Origin of the sequence: Serratia silvae (assembly GCF_023282985.1) — a bacterium.
Classification (GTDB): Bacteria; Pseudomonadota; Gammaproteobacteria; order Enterobacterales; family Enterobacteriaceae; genus Chania; species Chania silvae.
This window is the reverse complement of record NZ_JAGQDC010000001.1, coordinates 268,013-293,163: the sequence shown is the minus strand read 5'-3', so window position 1 is coordinate 293,163 and position 25,151 is coordinate 268,013. Positions and strand designations below refer to the sequence as shown.

The 25,151-nt window shown below is 54.2% G+C and carries 27 protein-coding genes; 16 read left to right on the top strand and 11 right to left on the bottom strand.

From position 1 onward, the window contains the following. The first annotated feature begins 16 nt into the window (after positions 1–16). The 4 genes from mtnN (at position 17) to KAJ71_RS01295 (ending at position 2,598) form a co-directional block, all read left to right on the top strand. The gene (gene mtnN, locus KAJ71_RS01310; protein WP_248944021.1) at positions 17–718 is read left to right on the top strand and encodes a 5'-methylthioadenosine/S-adenosylhomocysteine nucleosidase; all 702 of its coding nucleotides are present in this window, start codon (positions 17–19) and stop codon (positions 716–718) included. A gap of 1 nt (position 719) precedes the next feature. After that, complete coding sequence (gene btuF, locus KAJ71_RS01305; protein WP_311292309.1) at positions 720–1,526, top strand: vitamin B12 ABC transporter substrate-binding protein BtuF; 807 nt, start codon at positions 720–722, stop codon at positions 1,524–1,526. Next, complete coding sequence (locus KAJ71_RS01300; RefSeq protein WP_024483478.1) at positions 1,523–2,137, top strand: TRIC cation channel family protein; 615 nt, start codon at positions 1,523–1,525, stop codon at positions 2,135–2,137. The genes btuF and KAJ71_RS01300 overlap by 4 nt, the downstream gene beginning before the upstream one ends. A 224-nt stretch (positions 2,138–2,361) precedes the next feature. Further along, entirely contained in the window at positions 2,362–2,598 is a 237-nt protein-coding gene (locus KAJ71_RS01295) for a hypothetical protein (protein WP_248944020.1), read from the top strand. 54 nt (positions 2,599–2,652) lie between these two features. Here KAJ71_RS01295 and erpA read toward each other — a convergent pair whose 3' ends face one another. Together erpA and clcA are read right to left on the bottom strand one after the other, a co-directional pair. Then, positions 2,653–2,997: an iron-sulfur cluster insertion protein ErpA gene (gene erpA / locus KAJ71_RS01290; RefSeq protein ID WP_021179368.1), complete on the bottom strand. Its 345-nt coding sequence runs from the start codon at positions 2,995–2,997 to the stop codon at positions 2,653–2,655. An 89-nt stretch (positions 2,998–3,086) separates the two neighbouring features. After that, positions 3,087–4,514, bottom strand: a complete 1,428-nt coding sequence (clcA, locus tag KAJ71_RS01285; protein ID WP_248944019.1) for a H(+)/Cl(-) exchange transporter ClcA — start codon at positions 4,512–4,514, stop codon at positions 3,087–3,089. A gap of 177 nt (positions 4,515–4,691) precedes the next feature. Between clcA and hemL the strand changes: the two genes are divergently transcribed. Continuing rightward, positions 4,692–5,981 carry a glutamate-1-semialdehyde 2,1-aminomutase gene (hemL, locus tag KAJ71_RS01280; protein WP_248944018.1) on the top strand — a complete coding sequence of 430 codons (1,290 nt, stop codon included), beginning with the start codon at positions 4,692–4,694 and terminating at the stop codon, positions 5,979–5,981. Between the two features lie 37 nt (positions 5,982–6,018). Here the strand turns inward: hemL and ampE are convergent, their stop codons facing one another. Then, positions 6,019–6,873, bottom strand: a complete 855-nt coding sequence (ampE, locus tag KAJ71_RS01275) for a beta-lactamase regulator AmpE (protein WP_248944017.1) — start codon at positions 6,871–6,873, stop codon at positions 6,019–6,021. Positions 6,874–6,977: 104 nt separating this feature from the next. On the opposite strand from ampE, the gene nadC reads away from it, so the two are divergent. The 7 genes from nadC (at position 6,978) to hofC (ending at position 13,027) form a co-directional block, all read left to right on the top strand. Then, entirely contained in the window at positions 6,978–7,868 is an 891-nt protein-coding gene (nadC, locus tag KAJ71_RS01270) for a carboxylating nicotinate-nucleotide diphosphorylase (RefSeq protein WP_248944016.1), read from the top strand. A 308-nt stretch (positions 7,869–8,176) separates the two neighbouring features. Next, entirely contained in the window at positions 8,177–8,656 is a 480-nt protein-coding gene (locus KAJ71_RS01265) for an Hcp family type VI secretion system effector (protein WP_248944015.1), read from the top strand. 2 nt (positions 8,657–8,658) lie between these two features. Continuing rightward, positions 8,659–9,333 (top strand): hypothetical protein, encoded by a 675-nt coding sequence (locus KAJ71_RS01260; RefSeq protein ID WP_248944014.1) that lies wholly within the window; start codon positions 8,659–8,661, stop codon positions 9,331–9,333. A 1-nt stretch (position 9,334) separates the two neighbouring features. Further along, complete coding sequence (locus KAJ71_RS01255; protein ID WP_248944013.1) at positions 9,335–9,730, top strand: hypothetical protein; 396 nt, start codon at positions 9,335–9,337, stop codon at positions 9,728–9,730. Between the two features lie 217 nt (positions 9,731–9,947). Beyond that, positions 9,948–10,385 (top strand): prepilin peptidase-dependent pilin, encoded by a 438-nt coding sequence (gene ppdD / locus KAJ71_RS01250; protein ID WP_248944012.1) that lies wholly within the window; start codon positions 9,948–9,950, stop codon positions 10,383–10,385. Between the two features lie 9 nt (positions 10,386–10,394). Next, positions 10,395–11,831 carry a type II secretion system protein GspE gene (gene gspE / locus KAJ71_RS01245; protein ID WP_248944011.1) on the top strand — a complete coding sequence of 479 codons (1,437 nt, stop codon included), beginning with the start codon at positions 10,395–10,397 and terminating at the stop codon, positions 11,829–11,831. Then, positions 11,828–13,027 carry a protein transport protein HofC gene (gene hofC, locus KAJ71_RS01240; protein WP_248944010.1) on the top strand — a complete coding sequence of 400 codons (1,200 nt, stop codon included), beginning with the start codon at positions 11,828–11,830 and terminating at the stop codon, positions 13,025–13,027. The genes gspE and hofC overlap by 4 nt, the downstream gene beginning before the upstream one ends. A gap of 61 nt (positions 13,028–13,088) precedes the next feature. Here hofC and KAJ71_RS01235 read toward each other — a convergent pair whose 3' ends face one another. Beyond that, the gene (locus tag KAJ71_RS01235) at positions 13,089–14,132 is read right to left on the bottom strand and encodes a GMP reductase (protein ID WP_248944009.1); all 1,044 of its coding nucleotides are present in this window, start codon (positions 14,130–14,132) and stop codon (positions 13,089–13,091) included. Positions 14,133–14,494: 362 nt separating this feature from the next. On the opposite strand from KAJ71_RS01235, the gene coaE reads away from it, so the two are divergent. From coaE to yacG, 3 genes are all read left to right on the top strand, one after another. Beyond that, positions 14,495–15,118, top strand: coding sequence for a dephospho-CoA kinase (coaE, locus tag KAJ71_RS01230; protein WP_248944008.1), 624 nt, complete (start codon positions 14,495–14,497; stop codon positions 15,116–15,118). Further along, the gene (zapD, locus tag KAJ71_RS01225) at positions 15,115–15,867 is read left to right on the top strand and encodes a cell division protein ZapD (protein ID WP_248944007.1); all 753 of its coding nucleotides are present in this window, start codon (positions 15,115–15,117) and stop codon (positions 15,865–15,867) included. The genes coaE and zapD overlap by 4 nt, the downstream gene beginning before the upstream one ends. Positions 15,868–16,094: 227 nt before the next feature. Continuing rightward, positions 16,095–16,301, top strand: coding sequence for a DNA gyrase inhibitor YacG (yacG, locus tag KAJ71_RS01220; RefSeq protein WP_248944006.1), 207 nt, complete (start codon positions 16,095–16,097; stop codon positions 16,299–16,301). 107 nt (positions 16,302–16,408) lie between these two features. Here yacG and mutT read toward each other — a convergent pair whose 3' ends face one another. The 3 genes from mutT to secM form a co-directional block, all read right to left on the bottom strand. Next, positions 16,409–16,810, bottom strand: a complete 402-nt coding sequence (mutT, locus tag KAJ71_RS01215) for an 8-oxo-dGTP diphosphatase MutT (protein WP_248944005.1) — start codon at positions 16,808–16,810, stop codon at positions 16,409–16,411. Between the two features lie 78 nt (positions 16,811–16,888). After that, the gene (secA, locus tag KAJ71_RS01210; protein WP_248944004.1) at positions 16,889–19,600 is read right to left on the bottom strand and encodes a preprotein translocase subunit SecA; all 2,712 of its coding nucleotides are present in this window, start codon (positions 19,598–19,600) and stop codon (positions 16,889–16,891) included. Between the two features lie 88 nt (positions 19,601–19,688). Next, positions 19,689–20,222, bottom strand: coding sequence for a secA translation cis-regulator SecM (gene secM, locus KAJ71_RS01205; protein ID WP_121608691.1), 534 nt, complete (start codon positions 20,220–20,222; stop codon positions 19,689–19,691). A 26-nt stretch (positions 20,223–20,248) separates the two neighbouring features. On the opposite strand from secM, the gene KAJ71_RS01200 reads away from it, so the two are divergent. Further along, positions 20,249–20,776, top strand: coding sequence for a DUF721 domain-containing protein (locus KAJ71_RS01200; RefSeq protein ID WP_248944003.1), 528 nt, complete (start codon positions 20,249–20,251; stop codon positions 20,774–20,776). A gap of 16 nt (positions 20,777–20,792) precedes the next feature. Here the strand turns inward: KAJ71_RS01200 and lpxC are convergent, their stop codons facing one another. From lpxC to ftsQ, 4 genes are all read right to left on the bottom strand, one after another. Continuing rightward, positions 20,793–21,710, bottom strand: coding sequence for a UDP-3-O-acyl-N-acetylglucosamine deacetylase (lpxC, locus tag KAJ71_RS01195; RefSeq protein WP_025120498.1), 918 nt, complete (start codon positions 21,708–21,710; stop codon positions 20,793–20,795). 103 nt (positions 21,711–21,813) lie between these two features. Then, a complete protein-coding gene (gene ftsZ / locus KAJ71_RS01190) occupies positions 21,814–22,968 on the bottom strand; it encodes a cell division protein FtsZ (RefSeq protein ID WP_024483522.1) in 1,155 nt (384 codons plus the stop codon). Positions 22,969–23,042: 74 nt separating this feature from the next. Further along, positions 23,043–24,299, bottom strand: a complete 1,257-nt coding sequence (ftsA, locus tag KAJ71_RS01185) for a cell division protein FtsA (RefSeq protein WP_004950148.1) — start codon at positions 24,297–24,299, stop codon at positions 23,043–23,045. Then, positions 24,296–25,150 carry a cell division protein FtsQ gene (ftsQ, locus tag KAJ71_RS01180; RefSeq protein ID WP_248944002.1) on the bottom strand — a complete coding sequence of 285 codons (855 nt, stop codon included), beginning with the start codon at positions 25,148–25,150 and terminating at the stop codon, positions 24,296–24,298. Before ftsQ ends, ftsA begins: the two co-directional genes overlap by 4 nt. Position 25,151 lies beyond the last annotated feature (1 nt).

The following is a 25,151-nucleotide window of genomic DNA, read 5'->3' as shown; positions in this document are numbered from 1 at the left end:
TCAGCGAGTATTATTTATGAAAGTAGGCATCATCGGCGCAATGGAAGAAGAAGTTACCCTGCTGCGCGAGCAAATTGCGAACCGCCAGACCCTGCAACGTGCGGGTTGTGAGATCTATACCGGCCAAATCAACGGCGTGGAAGTCGCCCTGCTCAAGTCAGGCATCGGCAAAGTATCGGCGGCGCTGGGTACCACCCTGCTGCTGGAACAGTGCCAACCCGATGTGGTGATCAATACCGGTTCCGCCGGTGGCCTGGCCGCTACGCTGAACGTGGGTGATATCGTCGTGTCTGAAGAAGTGCGCTACCACGACGCCGACGTGACCGCCTTTGGCTATGAACCAGGCCAAATGGCCGGTTGCCCACCAGCGTTCATTGCCGATCCTGCGTTGATCGAGTTAGCGGAAAACTGCATCAAACAGCTTAACCTGAACGCGGTACGCGGCCTGATTTGCAGCGGTGACGCCTTCATTAACGGTGCCGAGCCGCTGGCACGCATCCGCAACACCTTCCCAACCGTTGCCGCCGTCGAGATGGAAGCCGCCGCCGTTGGCCACGTTTGCCATCAGTTCGGCACGCCATTCGTGGTGGTACGCGCGATTTCCGACGTTGCCGATAGTGAATCCCATATGAGCTTCGACGAGTTCCTGGCGGTGGCCGCCAAGCAGTCCTCGCTGATGGTCAATGCCATGCTGCAAGCCCTGGCCAAGCGCGGTTAATGTGAAGCTGCGTCTGTGCGCCCTGCTGAGCTGGCTGATCCTGGGGATGCTGCTGCCTGCCAGCGCTGCCCAACGGGTGATCAGCCTGGCACCGAGCACCACGGAGCTTGCCTACGCGGCCGGTATGGGGGATACCCTGCTGGCCGTCAGCGCTTACTCCGATTATCCCCCTGCGGCCAAACAGCTGGAACAGGTCGCCTCCTGGCAAGGGATCAACCTGGAACGGATCCTGGCGTTGAAACCCGATCTGGTTCTCGCCTGGCGTGGCGGTAACCCCCAACGGGTATTGGATCAGCTCGCCTCCTTCGGCATCCCGATTTTTTATGCAGATGCCAAGAATATTGACGAGATCGCCCAGTCGCTGGATGCATTGGCGCAGTACAGCCCTCATCCAGAACAGGCACATCGGGCCGCTACCAGCCTCCGCCAACAGGTCGAGGAGCTGAAAACCCGCTATGCCAGCAATTCGCCAAGGCCAGTGCTGTTGCAGTTTGGCACCCAACCGCTGTTCACCAGTTCGGCGGCCACGTTGCAAAGCCAGGTGCTGACCTTATGCGGCGCACAGAATATCTTTGCCGATAGCCCCGTGCCCTGGCCGCAGGTGAGCCGGGAGCAGGTGCTGGTGCGTAAACCGCAGGCTATCGTGATCAGCGGGAATACCCAGCAGATAGCCAATGTGAAAGCCTTCTGGGGCCCACAGCTCGACGTGCCGGTGATTGCGCTCGAGGAAGATTGGTTTAACCGTGCCGGGCCACGCATCATGCTGGCGGCACAATCACTATGCGGTCAATTGGCGGAGATCCATTGATGGTATTTTGGCTGGATATTCTTGGTACTGCGGTATTTGCCATTTCCGGCGTATTGCTGGCTGGCAAATTACGGATGGATCCTTTTGGCGTATTAGTGCTGGGGGTAGTGACTGCGGTCGGCGGCGGGACGATCCGTGATATGGCGCTCGCCAACGGCCCGGTATTCTGGGTAAAGGATCCCACCGATCTGGTGGTGGCGATGATCACCTGTGTGCTGACGCTGCTGCTGGTGCGCCAACCGCGTCGGTTACCGAAATGGATCCTGCCGGTGCTGGATGCCATCGGGTTGGCGGTGTTCGTGGGGATAGGCGTCAATAAGGCGTTCGCCGCTGGCAGTGGGCCGCTGGTGGCCGTCTGCATGGGAGTGATCACCGGCGTTGGCGGCGGGATTATCCGCGACGTGCTGGCCCGCGAGATCCCGATGATCTTGCGAACCGAAGTCTACGCCACCGCCTGCATCGTCGGCGGAACGGTGCACGTCACGGCGTTCTACACCTTTGGTATGCCGTTACAGCATGCCATGATGCTGGGGATGATCATCACGCTGGGCATCCGCCTGGCCGCCATTCGTTGGCATCTGAAACTACCGGCCTTTATTCTCGAACAGTAACTCTTGCCTCCGCCAGCTTTGGCGGAGGTTTTCCTGCCAAGCAGGATATTCGACTATTATATAAACAATGTGCTATTATTTTGCGCTAATGAAATGCGCTTGAATAATGTAATCATCTAGTTAACTCTTCGTTAAAAATTATCCCGCGCCGTTAATTTCCGTTCACTTTTGCCGATAGGCCCCATTACTGTGGCCAGCGGATAGGTATTGTTTTGAGTTTAAGCATGAAGAAAAGCCTTTTGATCGCCAGCACACTGCTGTTGAGCAGCAGTGTGCTGGCCGAGAACACCAGCGGCAAGATTGGTATCAGTCTGACGATAGTACCCACCTGCAGCGTAACAACGACCGGCAACACACCACAGGTGGAGTGCGGCAACGGCACAGTCTTGCAGCCGAAGATGAGCCACAGTAAACGAGTGGTAGACGATCGGGAAAGCGAACTGATCACCGTGGAATGGTAGGCACAAAAAAACCCGCGCACCGTGCAGGCAGGCGGGTTTTTTAACGGCGGCGGGTCAGATACTGAATGAAGAACCGCAACCACAGGTGGTTTTGGCATTCGGGTTAGTCACGATAAAGCGTGAACCTTCCAACCCTTCGGTGTAATCCACCGCGCCGCCAACCAGATATTGCAGACTCATCGGATCAACCACCAGCGCAACGCCCTGTTTCTCGATGGTCATATCGCCGTCGTTGATCTTGTCATCAAACGTGAAGCCGTACTGGAATCCACTGCAGCCGCCACCGGTAATGTAAACCCGCAACTTCAGGTTTGGATTCTCTTCGTCAGCAATCAGGAATTTCACCTTGCTTGCTGCTGCCTCGGTAAATTGCAGGGGCAGTGCTGTTTCATCACTCATACTCGTTACTCCCAACAGTGTTTCGCATCAGGCGACGACGACGGTAACCTGATTAATGGTGCTGATTATCTAATACCTGAGTGTTGCGTTCAAGTATTCACCGCATTTGTTGTATTTTCTTTACCTGTTTTCTCGGCCAATTCCTGCTGCTGCCTTTGTAAAGTGCGGGCTAAAATGGCGGAATACAATGGCTTACCGCCCATAAACTGCGCCACCAGGGTCGCGCCCAGACAGGTGATGATCATCGGTAAAATCAGCTGATAGTTATCGGTCATTTCCAATACCAGCACAATACCGGTTAACGGGGCACGCACGGTAGCAGCAAACAGCGCTCCCATCCCCGCAATAGCAAAGGTGCCAGCCTCAAGCCCATATGCAGGGAACAGGTGAGCGCTGAACAGGCCAAAAGCGGTGCCAAGCAGCGTCCCCAAGGCAAGCATCGGCGCAAAAATACCTCCCGGAGCGCCTGAGCCGAAGCATAACAGCGTAGTGATCACCCGTGCGATAAAAATAAACAGCAGCATACCTACGCTGTAATTGCCCGCCGCCGCGATCGGGATCAAGGCCGAACCGCCACCCGCTGCTGCTGGCTCGATCAGCCCAAGCACGCCACAAATGCCCCCTAACAGGGCACCAATCAGCAGGATCTTGCCCGTCTTGCCACCATGGAAGCGGGCAAACCTATCCTGCGTACGAAACACCAGCGCGTTAAACATCACCCCCACCGCGCCAAACACCGTCCCCAGCACCAGGTAAAGCCACAGCGTATCAAGCGGTGCCGAGGCGAGTTTACCCACTTCGATCAGCGCTTTTTCACCATTGAAAACACGAAAGACAATGCTCGACATAATCACGCCGATAAACACCGCCTTGATGGAAATCAGGTTGTAACGAAACTGCGGCCGCATCTCTTCAATAACAAACAATATTCCCGCCAGGGGGGCATTGAATGCGGCGGAAAGACCCGCAGCGGCACCGGTAGCCAGCATGGAATGGCGGGCCTCAGCACTGCGCATACGGAAAATATCCAGCACCATTCGCCCGGCATTGGCCCCCATCTGCACCGTCGGCCCCTCACGTCCCAGCACCATGCCAGCGCCGAGCGTACCCATACCGCCGATAAATTTCACCGGGATCACCCGCCACCAACGCACCGGACGCAACTCTTCCAGCGCCCCTTCGATCTCCGGTATCCCCGAACCGCCAGCCTCTGGCGCAAAGCGTTTGACCAGATAAAATCCCAAAGCGGCCAGTACGGCAGAGAAAATAAACGCCAGCGGCCACACCAGAAACCAGGAATTGGCGACATAGGCCAGGCCCGACAGTCGCTGCTGTTGCACCCATTCCACCGCTTTATCAAAAGCGACACCCAACAATCCCGCCAATGTCCCTACCACCGCTGCCATGATCAGGATGAAAACCGGCGTTTTATCCTGGCGAATAAACTGACGGACCCTATCGTTGCGAGCCAGGCGCACGCCAGAGGCTGCAGGAGGCTGTTGCTGTAATTCAGTCATAGTGGGTTCATTATTAAGGTGAAAAGTCATACCAATCGCAATGTGCATTATTCTAGCTCAGCCAGTGCCCTATCGCTCCCTCTAAATAGGTATCGGACTGTGATCGTTTCATAACTCCGTACTCTCCTCTAGAATAGCGCGGTCAAATCATTCAAAAGCAAACCCAGGAGCCGGTTTATGAGCTTACACAGTAAGTCCGAAAGTCTGTACGCCCAGGCGCAACAGCTGATCCCAGGCGGAGTCAACTCCCCAGTGCGTGCATTCACCGGTGTAGGCGGCACCCCGCTGTTTATCGAACGTGCCGACGGTGCCTATCTGTTTGATGCCGATGGCAAAGCCTATATTGATTATGTCGGTTCCTGGGGCCCAATGGTGCTGGGCCATAACCATCCGGCGATCCGCAACGCGGTGATCGAGGCAGCGCAGCGCGGACTGAGCTTCGGCGCACCTACCGAGATGGAAGTGAAAATGGCCGAGTTGGTCACCACGCTGGTACCGACGATGGATATGGTACGTATGGTGAACTCCGGTACCGAAGCCACCATGAGCGCCATTCGTCTGGCGCGGGGTTACACTAACCGCGACAAGATCATCAAGTTTGAAGGCTGCTACCACGGCCACGCCGACTGCCTGCTGGTAAAAGCCGGTTCCGGGGCATTGACGCTGGGCCAGCCGAACTCACCGGGCGTGCCGGCAGACTTTGCCAAGCACACGCTAACCTGTACCTATAACGATCTCGATTCCGTGCGTACCGCATTCGAGCAGTACCCTTCAGAGATCGCCTGCATCATCGTTGAGCCTGTCGCGGGCAACATGAACTGCATTCCACCGTTGCCAGACTTCCTGCCGGGCCTACGCACCCTGTGTGACAAGTATGGCGCACTGTTGATCATTGACGAAGTGATGACCGGTTTCCGCGTCGCGCTGGCCGGTGCTCAGTCTTATTACGATGTGGTGCCAGACTTGACCTGCCTGGGCAAAATTATCGGTGGCGGTATGCCAGTAGGGGCCTTCGGTGGTCGCCGTGAAGTGATGGCTGCACTGGCACCTACCGGGCCGGTATATCAGGCCGGTACGCTGTCCGGCAACCCGATTGCCATGGCCGCTGGCTTCGCCTGTCTGACCGAGGTTTCCCAAGTTGGCATTCACCAGACCTTGACCGAACTGACCAACAAGCTGGCAGAAGGCCTATTGGCGGCGGCCAAGGAAGAGAATATTCCGTTTGTCGTCAACCATGTAGGCGGCATGTTCGGGTTGTTCTTTACCGATGCGCCGACGGTCACCTGCTATCAGGACGTGATGGGCTGCGATGTTGAGCGCTTCAAGCGCTTCTTCCATCTGATGTTGGATGAGGGGGTTTATCTGGCCCCGTCGGCGTTCGAGGCTGGCTTTATGTCTGTTGCACACAGCGATGAAGATATTCAGCGCACCGTCGATGCCGCGCGCCGCTGCTTCGCCAAGCTGTAACCTTCTGGCGGGCGCCATTCTGCGCCCGCCGTTACCTTCAGAGCAAGGTACCGTAAATCGTCAATACCGCCACGACCACCACCACAATCATGGTCACTTTACGCGCTAATGTTACCGCTGCGCGCGGCGTCTGAACCGGATCCTTATGTGGCTCTCGGGCCAGAGAGAACTGCGCCAACCGCGTCAACACCTGATACTGCGGGGTATGACGATCCCCCAGCGAAGCAAACCACGCGGGCAGCGCCCGTTCGCCATGCCCAATCAGCGCATAGGCCACCCCTGCCAGACGAACCGGAACCCAGTCCAACACATGCAGCAGGAAGTCGATCCCCGTTTGCGAGCGTTGCAGCGGTGAATGATGCCGCGCCAGCCAGGTTTGGTAGGCTCGCAGAAAAGCATAGCCAGCCAGAGCGAGTGGCCCATATGGCCCGCACACCGTAAACCAGAACAGCGGTGCCAGATAGTAGCGATAGTTAATCCACAGCAGGGCGTTTTGCAGCTCACGCAGGCGTTCTTCTTCGCTACAATCCACCGGTAAACCGTGGATCAACGCCAGCTCTTCCGCCATCTGATCGCTGGCATGGGTATCGCCCTGCCGCGCAGCCTGCAAATAGGCCCGATAATGTTTACGTGTGATCCCGGCCCCGACGCACAGCAGACCAATCACAATCCACAACAGTAACACCACAACGCCGAAAAACAGCCCTTGAGCCAACCACAAGATGCCCCAGACGACGAACATCCAGACCAGGGTCATCGCCAACGTCTGTGCCAAAGAAAACCGATGCAGCCGCTGAAACACCACTTCCAGACGATGATCCAACTGCCAGTGCTCACCCAGTTTAAACAGACGTTCCCACGCCAAAACCAGTAACAGCGTAAACAGCGTCATTAGCTAATCCTCTCCCTTTGTCTCATATACTTGCGGTGGTACTAGTTCCAGCAACAGAGTAGCATGTTCATCTACGATCCTACCGTCCATTTTCGGAGTTTGCCATGCCGACACGCCGCTACAGTGCCGACAGCCGCCGTACCGCGCTTCTCGAACGTATTACCAATGATGTCCCTGCCACCGTCGCCCAGGCGCTGAGCGAAGATCTGGGGGGGATCGTGGATGCCGAGCGCGATATCACCGCGCAACTGTTACCCGCAGATAAGCAGGCCAAAGCCACGGTGATCACCCGTGAACCCGGCGTGTTCTGTGGCCGCCGCTGGCTGGAAGAAGTCTTTATCCAATTGGGTGGGCAGGTGAAGATCGAGTGGTTGGTGGAAGATGGCGATAAACTGGTGCCCAACCAGCCGCTATGCCACCTGAGTGGCTCGGCGCGCATCCTGCTGACGGGTGAACGTACCGCGCTAAACTTTGTGCAAACGCTCTCCGGCGTAGCCACGGCGGTAAGCCGCTATGTAGCGTTGCTGCAAGGCACGCAAACCCGGCTGCTGGATACCCGTAAGACACTGCCCGGCCTGCGCACCGCGCTGAAGTATGCCGTGCTGTGCGGCGGTGGCAGCAATCACCGGCTTGGTCTTTCGGATGCTTTCCTGATCAAGGAAAACCACATCATTGCCTCCGGTTCGATCAAAAACGCGGTAGAGAAAGCCTTCTGGCTACACGCCGACGTACCGGTAGAAGTGGAAGTGGAATCGCTGGATGAACTGCAACAAGCTCTGGATGCCGGTGCCGACATTGTGATGTTGGATAATTTCAGCGTCGAGATGATGCGCGATGCCGTTGCCCTGGCCCAGGGCCGCACCCAGTTGGAAGTCTCCGGTAACGTCACCGATCAGACCCTGCGCGAGTTTGCTGAAACCGGGGTGGATTATATCTCTGTCGGCGCGTTGACCAAGCACGTTACCGCGCTCGATCTGTCGATGCGTTTTAAGTGATTCGAGTTACTGAGCGCCTTTCGGTTTCGGCTGAAGGGCATTCTCGCTAATCTGTCTGCCAAGTACCACACCACAATACTTCATTGTAAATTCTATCGGCTAATAACAAGGGTAAATGGCTACAGAATAAAGTGGTTTTTATTATATAACCCCATAGATATATAAGCCAACCATATCTATCATAAATAAAAATGACTTCCTAGTACATTCACCCTTCGTTTTGTGATCATTATCCCACAAAGCAATATTGCTCTCTGATAATGTACCTCGTGGATAATTTTATTACAGCATTTTAAAAAGGATATTTAATGGCCAATATAATACGGATGAAAATAGAAGGTAAAAACCAAGGATTAATCTCTGCTGGCTGTGGTACTTTTGATTCAATAGGGAATAAATATCAAGCTGCACACACGAATGAAATTTTAGTTTACTCTGCCGCTCATAGTATTACCAGAGAGCAAAGTGCAAGTCATCACCCCTTCACTATAGTAAAACCCATAGACAAATCATCACCTCTGCTAGGCGTTTCTATTTCTGAAAATGAAGAATTATATGTTGAACTTGGTTTTTATCAGACAGATCACTCCGGTGGGTTGGAGAAATACTACTCAATACAACTTAGAAAAGCCTTTCTTAGTTGTATAAACATTAATTATCCACACTCGCTGACGCACGAGGACAGTCAACCAGAGGAAATAATCTCTTTAAATTATAGGGATATTGTGTGGACTCATCATAAAGCAGGTACCTCTGGCTATAGTATCTGCAGCGATAGAGTATATTAACCATGTCTTTAAGAAAAGATATTACAGGACCAGAAAGAAGTGTAATGGGTATTGAATTCCTCAAATATGGGTTAGTTTATACTGATAACTTAGGCTGGATTGATTTAGGCCATGCAAACCCTGAAGGTGCCCTTTCCTTATGGTGGCAGATGATAAACCCTCGCTTTACTCAGGGCGATTTTTTTCGAGTCAATTATACCCAATCCATGTCCAAAAGGGTATTTAGTCAGGTTCGTCTGAAAACAGGTGTTACTAAAAGTTTTCTTGTGAAGAGAGGATTGCACCATAATCAATTAATGGGTATCGCTTACGCGATATTTTTAGATACATCCCATGCTTTTGAAACGCTACAATACAGTTTCCCTTATAATATTGTCACTGATAGTGGATACAGTGCAGAAGATTTAATCTCTAACATACTTGGTTTCCACTCTGCTATTTTTAACATTAATTACATTAACGTCCTGAAGGCTAGAGATACAGAGTATGCATTAAAAATATGGGATCACTATGGCCCTGTAGGAAATTATAAGAATTATGAATTAAAACCTCTTATATTTCCCGATCCTGAAGATCATGACATCCCGCATAAACCCTATAAAATACCACTACCTGATTGTCTAAGCAGAATACGACCCATATCCGACAAAAGGCTTGTTACGGAGTTATTTTTATAGCATGACTATCAATAAATTGAGATCGACCATTGTACTTATGGCATTATTGACCCTAGGTGTCGCACTCCCCCTCATTTACTTAGGAAATGAGGGGGAGTATACTGAAAGTAATAAATTAAAATATTTCCTCAGTACTCCATCTATTATCGCAGGCGTACCGAGAGTAACGGACACTTATCACTTCTCATATTCTCCTGACGATAACTACGGCTTTGAAAGAAATTCAATTACCTTCAATAAAATAAAAGATTTCGAGCAAGCAAAAAAAATACTATCACAATATGTGGACAGCAAAAACCTTTCACTCAATGAGGGGGAGGAACTGTTAGTTCTCGATTATCACAATGTAAAAGAACAGAGCCTGATGGTAACCCTCATCACTTATACTCACCGTTAAATTTAGCTGATAATGGAGACTTTAAAGATTGGTATCAACTCACCATAAAATAAAAATATGGTTCGCTCAGGTTGTGAAGCACTACGCATTATTTTTCAACGCCTCGTAACACGGGCGTATTGTGGTGGAACAGCCACGCATAATCCGCATTCCGCCCTCGCCACCCGCTATTGGCCATTTTAACGTTGCCTCCTGATAACTTTGGAGGAAACAACAGATGGAAACACAACGCGGTTTTACCCTGATCGAATTAATGGTGGTTATCGCCATCGTCGCCATCCTCAGTGCCATTGGCATACCCGCCTATCAGCGCTATATCCAGAAGGCCGCCATGACCGATATGTTGCAGGCCATGGTGCCGTACAAAATGGCGGTTGAGTTGTGCGCACTGGAAGGCGGTGGCCCGTCTGGCTGCGATGCAGGCAGCAAGGGGATCCCTGCGGGAGTAACAACACGTTACGTCAGCAGTATCCAGGTCTCCGGGGGAACCATCAGCCTGGTTGGCACTCAGAGCCTGCAAGGCCTGACGGTGACACTGGTTCCTACGATAGACGCCACCGGCCCAATGCGCTGGACACGCCAATGCAGCAGTAGCAACACCAGCCTGCAGGAAACCTGCCAGGAAGTTTTCCGTTTTGATGATGCCACACAGTAAGGAGCCCGCATGGAAATCAGCGATGAAATCCACGCGCTGTGCCAACGTTATCAGGCACTGGCACTCAGCGAAGACGGGCAGCGGCTGACTATCGCCCTGCATGGTGAAATCCCTGCGGCACTGGTGAGCGCCCTACGTTTCGCCACCGGCAAAAGCATTGGGATTGAGCAATGGCCCGCTGCACGGCTGGAACAGGCACAGAACCAGCGGCAACACCTCGTCCTGGTACCATCGCCTGAAAATAACGAGGAGCAATCCCCCTCGCTTAACGACGACGGCGACACGCCAGTGGTGCAATTCATTAATCAAACGCTGCGTAGCGCTATTCAGCGGCGTGCCTCTGACGTGCATTTTGAACCTTATCAGCAGAGGTTCCGCGTCAGACTCAGGATTGACGGTGTGCTACAGGCGATCGCCTCTCCGCCCTTTTCACTGGCGGCCAGGATCACCGCCAGGCTGAAGATCATGGGGCAACTGGATATCGCCGAGCGCCGTCTGCCACAGGACGGCCAACTCAGCGTGCTGCTGGATAATGCCAGTTTCTCGATGCGGATCTCCACCTTACCCACGCTGCATGGCGAAAAGGTGGTGCTGAGGATCCTGCAAACCGATCGCCAGGAGCTGCCGCTCGAACAGCTTGGTATGAGCCAGGAAGCGCTTGGATGGTATGCCAATGCCCTCTCCAACCCGCAAGGCATGATCCTGGTGACCGGCCCAACCGGCAGCGGTAAAACCGTGACGCTGTACAGCGGGTTACGCCAGTTGAACGATGCACAGAGCAACCTGTGCAGCGTCGAAGATCCCATCGAGATCCCGGTGTTCGGTATTAACCAGACGCAGATCAACAGCAAAACCGATCTGGATTTCGCCCGCGTGTTACGGGCCCTGCTGCGCCAGGATCCGGATGTCATTATGATCGGCGAGATCCGCGATAAAGAAACGGCAGAAATTGCCGTCAAGGCGGCACAAACCGGGCATTTGGTGCTATCGACCCTGCACACCAACTCCACCTGTGAAACGCTGACCCGCCTGACCCAGATGGGCATTCCCGGTTATCTGCTGGCAGCCTGTCTGAAACTGGTGATCGCCCAACGCCTAGTGCGGCGTTTGTGCACCCATTGCCGCTATCCGCAAGTTGAGATCCTGCACTTCCCGGCTACCATTTGGCCGGAACCCCTGATCCCGTGGCGTGCGGCCGGCTGTGAGCATTGCTTTGGCGGTTATTACGGCCGGATCGGCGTTTACGAACTGCTGAAGATCACGCCCGAAATCCAAAATGCCCTGATGCAAAATGCCTCGGTGATCCAGTTAGCCGATATCGCACAGCAGCAGGGTCAAACAACGCTGCTGCAAGCGGGCCTGGAGCTGGTCGCTAAGGGGATAACCTCGCTGGAGGAACTGTACCGCGTGGTCGGGGTGGCCACTCAGGGTGAGATCTCGCCATGAAACCGCGCCGTCTGTTTGTTTGGCAAGCCATCGACAGCCACGGTGGAATTCGCCGTGGCGAGCTGCTAGCGGAGGAGAAAAACCAGGTCTATCAGCACTTGCTGGAGCAGGGATTACAGCCTTACCAAATGGGGGCGGGGAAACGGGTCTCTGCAGGTCAATGGCGTGGCGAGCCGATGATCCAATTCACCCGCCAGTTGGCAACCCTGTTGCAAGCCGGGTTACCTCTGGTCAACAGCCTGCAGTTGCTGGCTCAGGAGCATCAGTCGGCAGCTTGGCGCTGTCTGTTGCTGGAAATCAGTAATAGCGTAGCAATGGGGCAGCCCTTTTCCGAAGTGATTGCAGAGCAGCATCGCGTCTTCCCCCTAATTTACCGCCAACTGATTGCCATCGGCGAATTGACAGGCAATCTGGATCGCTGCTGCCTGCAGTTAGCACAGCAACAAGAAGCCCAACAGAGGTTACAGAAAAAAGTGCTGAAGGCGCTGCGCTACCCGCTATTTATCTGCCTGGTGGCCATGGTGGTCACCGTGTTGATGTTAGTAATGGTGCTGCCGGAGTTTGCCAAGATTTATCAATCTTTCGACGCCCCGTTGCCCTGGTTTACCCAAGGGCTGCTGGCACTGTCCAGCGCATTGATCGCTACCGGGCCTTATCTGTTGCTCACGGTGGCTGGGCTGGCAGGATTTTATTGGCGCTGGTTGCATCCATTGGCAGATTGGCAGCAACGTGAGCAGGCGATGTTACTGCGCATCCCATTGATTTCCGCGTTGATCAAGGGCAATTGCCTAAGTCAGGTGTTTCGTATTCTGGCCATGACACAACAGGCCGGATTGACGCTGGTGGCAGGGCTCAGCGCCGCGAAGCTGTCGGTGAATATCGTGTTTTATTGTCAGGCGCTGACGGCGATCGAACAGCAACTCTCCCAAGGGTATCCCTTCCACAGTGCACTAGCTCAACAACCGCTGTTTCCTTCGCTGTGCCAGCAATTAGTGCGGGTGGGGGAAGAGTCAGGCACGCTGGATATTCTGTTAGACAAGCTGGCTGTCTGGCACGAACAACAGACCTATGAGCTCGCCGATACGCTGGCGCAAACGCTGGAGCCGCTGCTGATGATAGTGGTTGGCGGGATTGTGGGTACGTTGGTTATCGCGATGTATTTGCCGATATTCCAGTTGGGAAACGTGCTGGGGTAATGCTCTCTATTTTCGCACTGTTTGATACGGGCGCATTGCTGCGCCCTACAAAGCCAGGCAGTTACTTGCTGCCGAAAACGCGGTTTTCCTGCTCCGCCACGCGGATAAAGGTGGTGCGTTTGGTCAGCTCTTTCAGACGCTCCGCGCCCACGTAAGTACAGGCCGAACGTAGACCACCGAGAATATCGCGCACGGTGAACTCAACTTCACCACGCAGTGGCAGCTTGACGGTTTTGCCTTCTGCCGCACGGTAGCCAGCAACCCCACCCACATGGCGTTTCATGGCAGACTCTGAGCTCATACCGTAGAACAGCATGAATTTCTCACCGTTCTCTTCCACTACGGTGCCTTCACACTCGTCGTGCCCGGCCAACATTCCGCCCAGCATGACAAAGTCTGCACCGCCGCCAAAGGCTTTCGCCACATCGCCCGGTACAGAACAGCCGCCATCGCTGACAATCTGCCCGCCCAGGCCGTGTGCGGCATCGGCACACTCGATCACTGCGGAAAGCTGCGGATAACCCACGCCGGTTTTCACACGAGTGGTACAGACCGAACCAGGGCCAATCCCAACCTTGACGATGTCGGCACCGGACAGCACCAGCTCTTCCACCATTTCACCGGTAACCACGTTACCCGCGCAGATCACATGGCTAGGGCAAGCTTCACGGGCTTTTTTCAGGAAGGCAACAAAGTGTTCGGAATAGCCGTTGGCTACGTCGATACAGATAAATTTCAACGCCGGGGAAAGCGCCAGGATCTGCTTCATCTTGACGAAGTCGGCTTCGGAAGTACCGGTAGACACCATCACATGACGCAACACGGATTCGGACGAGCGCTGAACAAACTCGGCCCATTGCTCAACGGTGTAGTGTTTATGGACGGCGGTAAGAACGTCAAAGGATGCCAGGGCCTCGGCCATGCGGAAGGTGCCAACCGTGTCCATATTGGCGGCAATAATCGGCACACCGGACCAGTTCCAACCTGAATGTTTGAAGGTAAACTGGCGCTCCAGTTCAACTTCCGAGCGGCTTTTCAGCGTGGAACGCTTTGGGCGGATCAACACATCTTTAAAGCCTAACTTCAAATCTTCTTCAATACGCATGACTTATGATTTCCTGGTTTTTGGCGACGGATCGCAAGGGGATTTCGAACCACTACCCTATGAATTTCAAGTTTCAGCTTGAAAGGCGACGGGTATTGTTATTGCCAGTTCCAGTGGTGTTATCATACGCACTAATAATCGCTCGGCAAGACTGCGATTTCGCCTTTATTTACGGTACAATCCCACAAATTTACCTGCTAAACCCCAATGTGATTGCCGCCTCACTTTCCCAATGCCGCTGCTCAAATATCCCACTCAAAACGCCAAGCGCAGGGCAAGTCGCACGCACCCGCTTGCACTTCTGCGCGATCGCTTTATGATTCGTTTATTATTTTTGGTGAATATCAGGATCCCCTTCGACCATGGCCTACCTAGTAGCATTAACCGGCGGTATCGGCAGCGGTAAGTCCACCGTTGCCAACGCCTTTGCTCGTTTTGGCGTGGCCATTGTGGATGCAGATATCATTGCTCGCCAGGTTGTTGAGCCTGGAACCCCGGCATTGGACGCCATTGCGGCACATTTTGGTAATGAAATGTTGCTGGCGGACGGATCCCTCAACCGTGCGGCTTTGCGCCAGCGGATCTTCAGCGATCCAGGCGAAAAGCGCTGGCTAAACCAGTTGCTGCACCCGCAGATCCAGCGGGAAACGCAACGCCAACTAGCCAACGCTCAGAGTTGTTACGTACTATGGGTAGTGCCCTTGCTGGTAGAAAACGGCCTGCAAGATCGTGCCGACCGCGTTTTAGTGGTGGATGTCGACAGCGAAACACAATTGGCCAGAACCATGGCCCGCGACGGTATCAGCCGCCAGCAGGCGCTGAATATTCTGTCTGCACAGGCCACGCGCGAACAACGCCTGGCCGTGGCGGATGACGTAATTGACAATAGCGGTAGCGCACAAGGAATTGAATCCCATGTCGCCGCATTGCATCAACACTATCTTGAGCTGGCAACCTCAGCGACCCGACAGGATCACACCGAATGAGTGACGCTTCCCCGACCGTTCTCTTTGAACACCCGTTAAATGAAAAAATGCGCACCTGGCTGCGGATCGAGTTTTTATTACAACAGTTGCATGGCCAAAGAGCACTGAGCGAAACCGCTATCGCCCTGACCTTTTTCCGTACCGTTGCAGACCTGCTGGACGTATTGGAACGTGGCGAAGTACGCACCGAACTACTCAAAGAGCTGGAACGCCAGCAGCAGAAATTATTACAGTGGGCAGAAATGCCCGGTGTCGATATCTCGGTGGTCAATCAGCTTCGCAGCCGGTTGAAAGGCTGTGCATCTGCGCTGATGTCTGCCCCGCGTATGGGCCAGGCGCTGCGTGAAGATCGGCTGATTAGCCTGGTTCGTCAACGTCTGAGCATCCCTGGCGGCTGTTGCAGCTTTGATTTGCCTACGCTGCATATGTGGATGCACGTGGCACAGCATGAGCGTGATGCGGACGTGGCAGACTGGTTGCAAACCCTCGAACCCTTGAATCAGGCGCTGACCGTCGTGTTGGATCTGGTGCGCCAGGCCGGGCCGTTTCGCAATCAGATCAGTCTCAACGGCTTCTTCCAAGATAACGCCGAGGGTGCAGATCTGTTACGCTTACGTATTAATCTGGCTTACCAGCTTTACCCGCAGATTTCCGGCCACAAGACGCGCTATGCCATCCGTTTCCTGCCGCTAGACAGCGAAAACGGCACAGTGCCAGAGCGTCTAACCTTTGAGCTGGCCTGTTGCTAGCATATGAAATTAACCTTTTATACCCTATGAATTTCAAGTTGCAGCTAGGCACCAAGCTCACTCATCCCCAGGAGCTTACTTTTGTAAGTGACTGGGGTGAGTGACAAATCTGTCAGGAACAGATTTGAACGCTGCTTGCAGCGGCCCCGAAGGGGTGAGGCCCAGGGATGGGCCGAGTTGTGCACAACGCTGCAGCTTGAAAGGCGACGGGTATGAGGGAGAAAGGAATGAATATGACCGTAGTAAAATGCCCAACCTGTGGCAAAGGCGTGGTTTGGGGGGAAGTCAGCCCGCATCGCCCGTTCTGCTGCAAGCGCTGCCAGTTGATCGATCTCGGTGAATGGGCCGATGAAGAGAAACGCATTCCCAGCAATAATGAGCTGAATGAAAGCGAAGATTGGAGTGAACGACAAATCGGTCAGGAACCGATTTGAACGCTGCTTGCAGCGGCCCTGAAAGGGCGAGGCTCATGGACGAGTCGAGTAAGATAAGGATCTTTAAAGTGGTGTTATTAGGCCTGGTAGCCCAGGCCTAAAATGCATTACGCGGCACTGGCCTGCGCCACCAACAGTTTGATGATACTGACGTTGGCTTCGGGGAACTCTTCCTCACGCAGGTCGGCCTGCTTCACCCAACGCATCGGCTGGCCTTCACGGCCATAGGGTTCACCCGCCCAATCCTCCACCAGGTAGAAATTCAGCGTCACGATCCGATCGGTGAAACGGTGCTCCAGTACGTCCAATAACCGTACCTGATTAGTGTGGATGCCGGTTTCCTCCAGCAGTTCGCGGCCTAATGCCTGCTCCGGCGTTTCGCCCTGCTCAATCTTGCCACCGGGGAACTCCCAGAAACCCGCCATATGCGAATCAGCAGCGCGGCGTGTGATGAAGATTTCCTGCTGCGGGTTACGGATAATCCCTACGGCGATGTTCAGGTGCTTCATCGCATCCTCCAGATGTTACCATCTAAAAAAAGGCTCAGCATGCTGAGCCCTTACCGTTAAACGTTCACTATACCCGGCTTACTTTTGCAGGCGGCCGTGGCACTGCTTGTATTTCTTACCGGAACCGCATGGGCAAGGATCGTTACGCCCTACTTTGCGTTCGGCGACAGCCGGAGCGTTCGGATCGGTGACCGCCAAGGCGTTTTCTTCCTGGTGGCTCAGCTGTTGCTGACGTGCCAGACGCTCGGCTTCTTCACGACGTTGCAATTCCAGGGCTTCAACCTCTTCCGGCATGCGCACCTGAACCTTGCTCAACACGCTGACCACTTCATATTTCAGCGATTCCAGCATGGTAGCAAACATGTTGAAGGATTCACGCTTGTATTCCTGCTTCGGATCCTTTTGCGCATAGCCACGCAGGTGGATACCCTGACGCAGGTAATCCATCGCCGCCAGGTGCTCTTTCCACAGGGAGTCCAGCGTCTGCAGCATCACGCCTTTTTCGAAGTTGCGCATCATTTCGGTGCCAACAACCTCTTCTTTGCGCAGGTAATCTTCCTTCGCCTTCGCCATGATACGCTCACGCAGCGTTTCTTCGTGCAGCTCTGGCTCTTTATCCAGCCACTCGGCGATCGGCATATCCAGATCGAAGTCGTTTTTCAGGCGTTCTTCCAGCCCTTTCACGTCCCACATCTCTTCCAGCGACTGCGGCGGAATGTAGCTATCGATGGTGGTTTTGAACACGTCTTCGCGGATGCTGTTGATGGTTTCGCTCACGTCGGACACGTCGAGCAATTCGTTACGCTGGCTGTAGATCGCACGGCGCTGGTCGTTGGCCACGTCATCGTATTCCAGCAGTTGCTTACGAATATCGAAGTTACGGCTTTCAACCTTGCGTTGCGCATTGGCAATGGCTTTGGTGACCCACGGGTGCTCGATGGCTTCGCCATCCTTCATACCCAGTTTACGCATCATGCCAGAAACACGATCCGAGGCGAAAATACGCATCAGCGCATCTTCCATTGACAGGTAGAAGCGGGAAGAACCAGCATCACCCTGACGACCGGAACGGCCACGCAGCTGGTTGTCGATACGACGTGATTCGTGACGTTCGGTACCGATAATATGCAGACCACCGGCGGCCAGCACGGCGTCGTGACGAATTTTCCAAGCCTCTTTAATCTCGGCAATCTGCTCTTCAGTCGGCTCTTCCAGATGGGAGAGTTCGCTCTGCCAGCTACCGCCCAATACGATATCAGTACCACGGCCGGCCATGTTGGTCGCGATAGTTACCGCGCCAGTCTGACCCGCGTTGGCCACGATATCGGCTTCCATGGCGTGGAATTTGGCGTTCAGAACTTTATGTTCGATGCCTGCCTTGGTCAGTTCACGGGAAACCACTTCGGATTTCTCGATCGAGATGGTACCCACCAGCACCGGTTGGCCGTTGGAGGTACGCTCACGGATATCTTCAATGATCGCCGCGATCTTCTCTTTTTCGGTCATGTAGACCAGATCCGGCATATCTTTACGGATCATTGGGCGGTTGGTCGGCACCACGATGGTATCGAGCTTGTAGATGGAGCTGAACTCGAAGGCTTCGGTGTCCGCCGTACCGGTCATACCGGCCAGCTTCTCGTAAAGACGGAAGTAGTTCTGGAAGGTGATCGAAGCCAGCGTCTGGTTTTCGTTCTGGATCTCTACGCCTTCTTTGGCTTCTACCGCCTGGTGCAGACCATCGGACCAGCGACGGCCCTGCATGGTACGGCCGGTGTGTTCGTCAACGATAATGACTTCACCGTCTTTAACGATATAGTCAACGTCACGGGTAAACAGCACGTGGGCACGCAGCGCGGCGGTGACGTGGTGCATCAGCATGATGTTGGTTGGTGAATACAGAGATTCGCCTTCATCCATGATGCCCGCTTCCATCAGCATTTCTTCGATCATGATCAGGCCGCGTTCGGTCAGGTGAACCTGGCGCGCTTTTTCATCGACCGAGAAGTGCCCTTCACCCTGGAAGGTGTCGGAGTCTTCTTTTTCCTGACGGATCAGTTTTGGGATCAGCTTGTTAACCCGCTTATACATCTCTGAGCTGTCTTCGGCCGGGCCGGAGATGATCAGCGGCGTACGCGCTTCGTCGATCAAGATGGAGTCAACCTCATCCACCAGCGCATAGTGCAGCTTACGCTGTACGCGCTCTTCCGGGCTGAACGCCATGTTGTCACGCAGGTAGTCAAAGCCGTATTCGTTGTTGGTACCGTATGTAATATCTGCGGCATAGGCTTCACGCTTGGCCGGAGCAGGCATACCGGGCAAGTTGATACCCACGCTCAAACCCAGGAACTCAAACAGCGGACGGTTGTTTTCGGCGTCACGCTGGGCCAGGTAGTCGTTGACGGTAACCACGTGCACGCCACGGCCGCTCAGGGCGTTCAGATAGGCAGGCAGGGTTGCGGTCAGGGTTTTACCTTCACCGGTACGCATCTCGGCGATACAGCGGTCGTTAAGCACCATCCCGCCTAGCAGCTGTACGTCGAAGTGACGCATGCCGAAGACTCGCTTACTGGCCTCGCGCACTACGGCGAAGGCTTCCGGGATCAGGCTTTCCAGCACTTCGCCCTTTTTCAGACGTGCGCGGAACTCATCGGTCTTAGCCTGCAATTCGCTGTCAGACAGTTTTTCCATGTCTGGTTCCATACGGTTGATCATCTCAACCGCTTTGCGCATGCGGCGCAGGGTACGATCGTTGCTGCTACCAAAAACTTTGGTCAATAGTTTGATTAACATGATTCTTTATATCTCTTACGCGACGACACCATAATGGCCGTCAACAAGCTGTTGTGTTGTTTGTTTTTTGCTGCCCGGAGGGCAAAGATTAGCCGAGGGCTGCCGGCCCGGCGCGAATACCTTGCACCTGAGCGAGCCACAGCCCGGCATGATGCTGCGCCAAAGAAGGAACGATGGGGTGATGGGTATCACGAATGATAGTCGGTGGTTTTGGCTCGTGCGTCAGTAGCGCATTGAGCGTGGAGAGCAGGGCAAGCTGAGCCACCTGTAATGGAGGTTCAACCGCAACGGTCTCCGCTTCCTGCACCCGGGCATAGACGGCCTGAGGTGCCAGAGCAAAAGAGAGGTGACGAATGACGGTTCGAAGCGCATGCTGGTGCCAGTAATCAACGTTAAACGTTGGGCGACGATGCACTTCTTGCAGTAACGCCAAGCTGTTGAAGGCGTGACTGACGGAATTTTGCCGGTTAAGACTGGACGAGGTGCTCGGTAATGCGCTTTGATCGACGGTGCCGGACAGATTTTGCGGTACGCCAAGCGTAGCCGCTACCATCCCCAACAGGAGATGAGGCCAGAAATAACGTCTGCCAAATTGTCGCCAACGATTTAGAATACCGATCACGTGTTTATTATCCGCCGGAGCCCATTATGCGCGATAGCCGTCCACAATTATTAGATATCCTGTTTGACGACGCGTCTGCAACAGAGAAAGGACCGCTGCATAACGTTCAGCAACGCGCCACTGCGCTACTGAAACTCAATCGTGCCGTGAAGGGGTTATTGCCCGCTCAGCTGCACCCTTGGTGCCGTGTCGCCAACTTCAGACAGGGTATTTTAGTGCTGGAAACCGCCAATGCCAGTTGGATGATGCGCTTACGCTATGAACAACCCAGCCTGCTATCCGCACTACGAGCGCAAATTCTACCATCTTTGTCGTCAATCGACATCAGGATTAATCCTTCGTTGATGGCAAAAGGCAGCAGCCAGGTACAAAACCACGGCAAAAGCACGGAAAATGGCCAGCAAACGGAGGTGCCTATGCGTCATTTGAGCCTGGAAAGTGCGGATGCATTACGGGGATTGGCGGCGCAGAGCCCTGAAAGATTACGTAAGGTGTTGGAACGACTGGCCTCGTTGGCAGGAGAGAGAGCCAACGAGACCGGTCGTGATAAGTAATTGACGTCTTGGCAGCTTAGGCCAGTACGGTTGACGGAGCCTTGAATGCCAACGGCATTTCGGCTTCATCCTGGAATGTCACGTATTCCCAAGCTTCCTGTTTCGCCAGCACGGCTTGCAGCAGCTTGTTGTTCAGCGCATGGCCTGATTTGTACGCGGTGAACGCGCCAATGATGTTATGGCCGCACATGAACAGATCGCCAATGGCATCCAGCATTTTGTGGCGTACGAATTCGTCTTCGAAGCGCAGGCCGTCTTCGTTGAGGACACGATAGTCATCCACCACAATCGCGCAATCGAAGCTGCCGCCCAGGGCCAAGCCACGGGACTGTAGATACTCGATATCACGCATGAAACCGAAGGTACGCGCACGGCTGATTTGGCGTACGAACGAATCGGCTGAGAAATCCAGACGATAGCGTTGGGTACTGGCATCAATCGCCGGGTGGTTGAAGTCGATAGTGAAGTCCAGGCGGAACCCGTTATGCGGGGACAGCTCTGCCCACTTGTCGCCATCTTCAACACGTACGGTGTCTTTTAGACGCAGGAATTTCTTCGCCGAGTTCAGCTCTTCGATGCCGGCATCCAGCAACAGATAGACAAACGGGCTGGCACTACCGTCCATGATCGGGATTTCGGCAGCGTCAACTTCAATGATGATGTTGTCGATGCCCAAGCCCGCCAACGCAGCATTAAGATGCTCAACGGTGGAAATACGCACGTCCGACTCATTTACCAAGCAAGTACAGAGCATGGTATCACGCACGGATTTGGCATCAGCCGGGAAATCAACCGGTGGATTCAAGTCAGTGCGACGATAGATGACCCCGGTATTAGCCGACGCTGGGCGCATTGTCAGCGTGACTTTCTTGCCGGTATGTAAACCGACACCAGTCGCCTGCACAATACGTTTTAATGTCCTTTGTTTGATCATCGTTTTATCTCGCAATGTTATCAATCCAACCAGCCCAGCATACAGCAAGGCCGGCGGGACAGTTTAGCACAAAGAGCGGAGATTCCAAATTATCAGCTTATTCCTAGTCTGCCTGTTTACGCAGGAAGGCCGGGATATCCAGATAATCAGGCTCTTTGTTTGGTTGCGCGCTCTGATCGTTCACCACCTTGGCGGCAGGTTTCACTTCCTGCTGCAGCGGTGACATACCATGCTGCTGGTAACGGTGATCCATCACTGGCTGGCTGGCCTGTTTATTGGTTACCAGGGTGATTTCAGGACGTTTGTCCATACCGATACCGGTCGCGACTACGGTCACGCGCAGTTCGTCGTTCATTTCCGGATCCAGCGAGGTACCGATTACCACGGTCGCATTGTCGGAAGCGAAAGCACGGATGGTGTTACCCACGGTTTCGAACTCATCCAGACGCAGGTCGAAGCCAGCGGTGATGTTGACCAACACGCCACGGGCGCCGGAAAGGTCGATATCTTCCAGCAGTGGGCTGGAGATCGCCATTTCCGCCGCTTCTTCGGCACGGTCTTCGCCACAGGCGACGCCAGAACCCATCATCGCGTAGCCCATTTCGGACATCACGGTGCGCACGTCAGCAAAGTCGACGTTCATCAGGCCTGGACGGGTGATCAGTTCGGCAATACCCTGCACCGCACCTTTCAGCACGTCGTTGGCCGCGCCGAACGCGTCCAGCAGAGAGATGCCACGGCCCAGAACTTTCAGCAACTTGTCGTTCGGGATGGTGATCAGTGAGTCCACGTGCTTGGACAGCTCGGCGATACCCTGCTCAGCGAATGCCATGCGCTTCTTGCCTTCAAAGTTGAAAGGCTTGGTCACCACGGCCACGGTCAGAATACCCAGATCTTTTGCTACTTCTGCCACCACTGGTGCAGCACCGGTACCGGTACCGCCACCCATGCCAGCCGCAATGAAGACCATGTCTGCACCTTCCAGAGCGGCGCGCAGGGCTTCACGGTCTTCTTCCGCTGAATTACGACCCACTTCCGGGTTCGCGCCTGCACCCAGACCTTTGGTAATACCGCTACCAATCTGGATGGTTTGGCCAACTGCCGTTTTACGCAGCGCCTGAGCGTCTGTATTAACGGCGAAGAATTCAACACCTTCGATGCGCTCGCGCACCATGTGTTCAACGGCGTTGCCACCGCCACCGCCGACGCCGATGACTTTAATCACCGCGTCATTGGTTAGTTCCATTGGTTCAAACATAGTTTCTCTCCGTTTTGTGCCTGTCGCTGCGAGATCATAAAAAGATTACTCAGCATGATCTCTTTGTCTAAACATTAAAACTCTTTTCTCAGCCAGCTATTGATACGTTTAAACCAATTGCCCACCGAGGCGCGTTTTTCTACTTCTGCCTCACCGCTCAGGTGAGACTCTTTTCCATAGTGCAGCAGCCCGACCGCTGTAGAATAGTAAGGCTCTTGCGCGTAATCCGTCAGACCCGTGATGTTCAAGGGTTGGCCGATGCGTACCTGGGTATGGAATACCCGTTGCGCACAGGCTGCCAGGCCATCAATCTGGGCGGCACCGCCGGTCAGCACAATACCCGCTGCCAGATGATGCTTCACCCCTTGCTGACGCAGTTGCTCCTGCAATTGCAATATTTCATCGTTAACCAGATTCAACAGTTCGGTATAGCGCGGCTCAATCACTTCAGCCAATGTCTGTCTTTGCAGACTCCGAGGAGGCCTTCCCCCCACGCTAGGAACCTCAACACTTTCATCCTTGCTAACAATCGACCCAAGTGCACAACCGTGTCGAACTTTAATCGCTTCCGCGTCGGTCGGCGGCGTGCCGAAGGCGTAGGCGATATCGCTGGTGACCACGTTCCCGGCGTAAGGGATCACTTTGGTGTGGCGCAGAGCACCGCCGGTATACACCGCCATATCCATGGTGCCCCCGCCGATATCGACCACACAGACGCCGAGCTCGCGCTCATCTTCGGTCAGCACCGCATAACTGGCGGCCAGACCGGCGAAAATCAGTTGGTCCACTTTCAGACCACAACGTTCCACTGCCTTGACAATGTTCTTGGCCATATCGTTATGGCAGGTGATCAGGTGCACCTTGGCCTGCATACGCACGCCGGATAACCCAACCGGGTTTTTGATACCTTCCTGATAGTCGATGGCGTATTCCTGAGGGATAACGTGCAGGATGCGGTGTTCGTCACGCACACGCACCGACTTGGCGGTATGCACCACGTTCTCCACATCTTCCTGCGTCACTTCCTCTTCGGAAATCGGCACCATCCCGATCTCGTTCTGACAGCTGATGTGCTTACCCGACAAGGCCAGGTAAACCGAAGAAATCTGACAATCCGCCATCAGTTCGGCCTGATCGATAGCGCGCTGTACGCACTTGACTACCGATTCCAGATCGTTAACGCCACCTTTATCCATACCGCGAGACGGGCAACTGCCCACCCCGATAATGTTGACCATGCCATCGGGCAAAACTTCCCCCACCAATGCGGAGACTTTTGCGGTACCGATCTCCAGTCCAACTACCAGTTTTCTGTCCGTCGACTTGATCATTGTTGTTTTGCCTGTGCCTGATTCTGTTGCTGATTACTGTTTGGCCGATCACCTGCTGCTGCCTGCGGGTTGATAAACGCCGGAGCCCAGCCGACTGAGGCACCGGAGTCATAGCGTAAATCGACATAGCTGACGCGCTTGTTTTCCGCCTGCGCCTGCTGCAACAGCACCGGATAAAGCCCGATGAAGCGTTGCAAGCGTCCCATGCGATCGTCACGTCCCAGTTCCAGCCGAACATCGTTATCCAAAGCCAACTGCCACGAATGGCGGGCCGTCATGGACGCCATCTTTAGCTGATACTTGCTGGCTGCCAGCACGTCGTTCATCGCGCGGTAACCTTCCAGAACATCCTGTTCGCTGCCTTCCGGGCCATAGAGCAACGGTAATTTCTGATTGCCCAAACGCTGCGCCGGAATGCTGAACGATTTGCCCTCGGCATCAACCATGTGCAAATCATTCCAATGCGCCACCGGGACATACTCCACCAAGTGGATTTTCAGCTCATCCGGCCACTGTTTACGTACGCTGGCCTGCTTGACCCAAGGCAGACGTTCGATCTGCTGCTGGATGATATCCACATCCTGCGTCATAAAGGTGCCCGGTGCTCCCAAAGCCAAGATCGCCTGGCGAACATCGTCGTTGGTGGTGAAATGGCGCTCACCGGTCAATACCAGCCTTGAGAGCGGCAGACGGCTGGCATCTTGCATCCAACCTACCACTACCCAGCCGCACCACAGGATGGTACCCAACACCATCAGCAGGAAAATTATCCCTGCCAGTTGGGTGCCATTGCTGCGGCGCGGGCCGTTATCCGCCTCGCGATCGCGTGCATTCAGAGCCGCTTGCGACATC

Bases quoted from the DNA above. Each gene is read 5' to 3' on its own strand.
- coaE (WP_248944008.1), top strand. From the start codon at position 14,495: ATGGCCTACCTAGTAGCATTAACCGGCGGTATCGGCAGCGGTAAGTCC.
- hofC (WP_248944010.1), top strand. From the start codon at position 11,828: ATGAAACCGCGCCGTCTGTTTGTTTGGCAAGCCATCGACAGCCACGGT.
- ampE (WP_248944017.1), bottom strand. From the start codon at position 6,873: ATGACGCTGTTTACGCTGTTACTGGTTTTGGCGTGGGAACGTCTGTTT.
- secA (WP_248944004.1), bottom strand. From the start codon at position 19,600: ATGTTAATCAAACTATTGACCAAAGTTTTTGGTAGCAGCAACGATCGT.
- ftsZ (WP_024483522.1), bottom strand. From the start codon at position 22,968: ATGTTTGAACCAATGGAACTAACCAATGACGCGGTGATTAAAGTCATC.
- mutT (WP_248944005.1), bottom strand. From the start codon at position 16,810: ATGAAGCACCTGAACATCGCCGTAGGGATTATCCGTAACCCGCAGCAG.
- yacG (WP_248944006.1), top strand. From the start codon at position 16,095: ATGAATATGACCGTAGTAAAATGCCCAACCTGTGGCAAAGGCGTGGTT.
- erpA (WP_021179368.1), bottom strand. From the start codon at position 2,997: ATGAGTGATGAAACAGCACTGCCCCTGCAATTTACCGAGGCAGCAGCA.
- hemL (WP_248944018.1), top strand. From the start codon at position 4,692: ATGAGCTTACACAGTAAGTCCGAAAGTCTGTACGCCCAGGCGCAACAG.
- nadC (WP_248944016.1), top strand. From the start codon at position 6,978: ATGCCGACACGCCGCTACAGTGCCGACAGCCGCCGTACCGCGCTTCTC.
- KAJ71_RS01260 (WP_248944014.1), top strand. From the start codon at position 8,659: ATGTCTTTAAGAAAAGATATTACAGGACCAGAAAGAAGTGTAATGGGT.
- ftsA (WP_004950148.1), bottom strand. From the start codon at position 24,299: ATGATCAAGTCGACGGACAGAAAACTGGTAGTTGGACTGGAGATCGGT.
- KAJ71_RS01265 (WP_248944015.1), top strand. From the start codon at position 8,177: ATGGCCAATATAATACGGATGAAAATAGAAGGTAAAAACCAAGGATTA.
- ppdD (WP_248944012.1), top strand. From the start codon at position 9,948: ATGGAAACACAACGCGGTTTTACCCTGATCGAATTAATGGTGGTTATC.
- gspE (WP_248944011.1), top strand. From the start codon at position 10,395: ATGGAAATCAGCGATGAAATCCACGCGCTGTGCCAACGTTATCAGGCA.
- mtnN (WP_248944021.1), top strand. From the start codon at position 17: ATGAAAGTAGGCATCATCGGCGCAATGGAAGAAGAAGTTACCCTGCTG.
- clcA (WP_248944019.1), bottom strand. From the start codon at position 4,514: ATGACTGAATTACAGCAACAGCCTCCTGCAGCCTCTGGCGTGCGCCTG.
- lpxC (WP_025120498.1), bottom strand. From the start codon at position 21,710: ATGATCAAACAAAGGACATTAAAACGTATTGTGCAGGCGACTGGTGTC.
- KAJ71_RS01200 (WP_248944003.1), top strand. From the start codon at position 20,249: ATGCGCGATAGCCGTCCACAATTATTAGATATCCTGTTTGACGACGCG.
- KAJ71_RS01235 (WP_248944009.1), bottom strand. From the start codon at position 14,132: ATGCGTATTGAAGAAGATTTGAAGTTAGGCTTTAAAGATGTGTTGATC.
- KAJ71_RS01295 (WP_248944020.1), top strand. From the start codon at position 2,362: ATGAAGAAAAGCCTTTTGATCGCCAGCACACTGCTGTTGAGCAGCAGT.
- ftsQ (WP_248944002.1), bottom strand. From the start codon at position 25,150: ATGTCGCAAGCGGCTCTGAATGCACGCGATCGCGAGGCGGATAACGGC.
- zapD (WP_248944007.1), top strand. From the start codon at position 15,115: ATGAGTGACGCTTCCCCGACCGTTCTCTTTGAACACCCGTTAAATGAA.
- KAJ71_RS01255 (WP_248944013.1), top strand. From the start codon at position 9,335: ATGACTATCAATAAATTGAGATCGACCATTGTACTTATGGCATTATTG.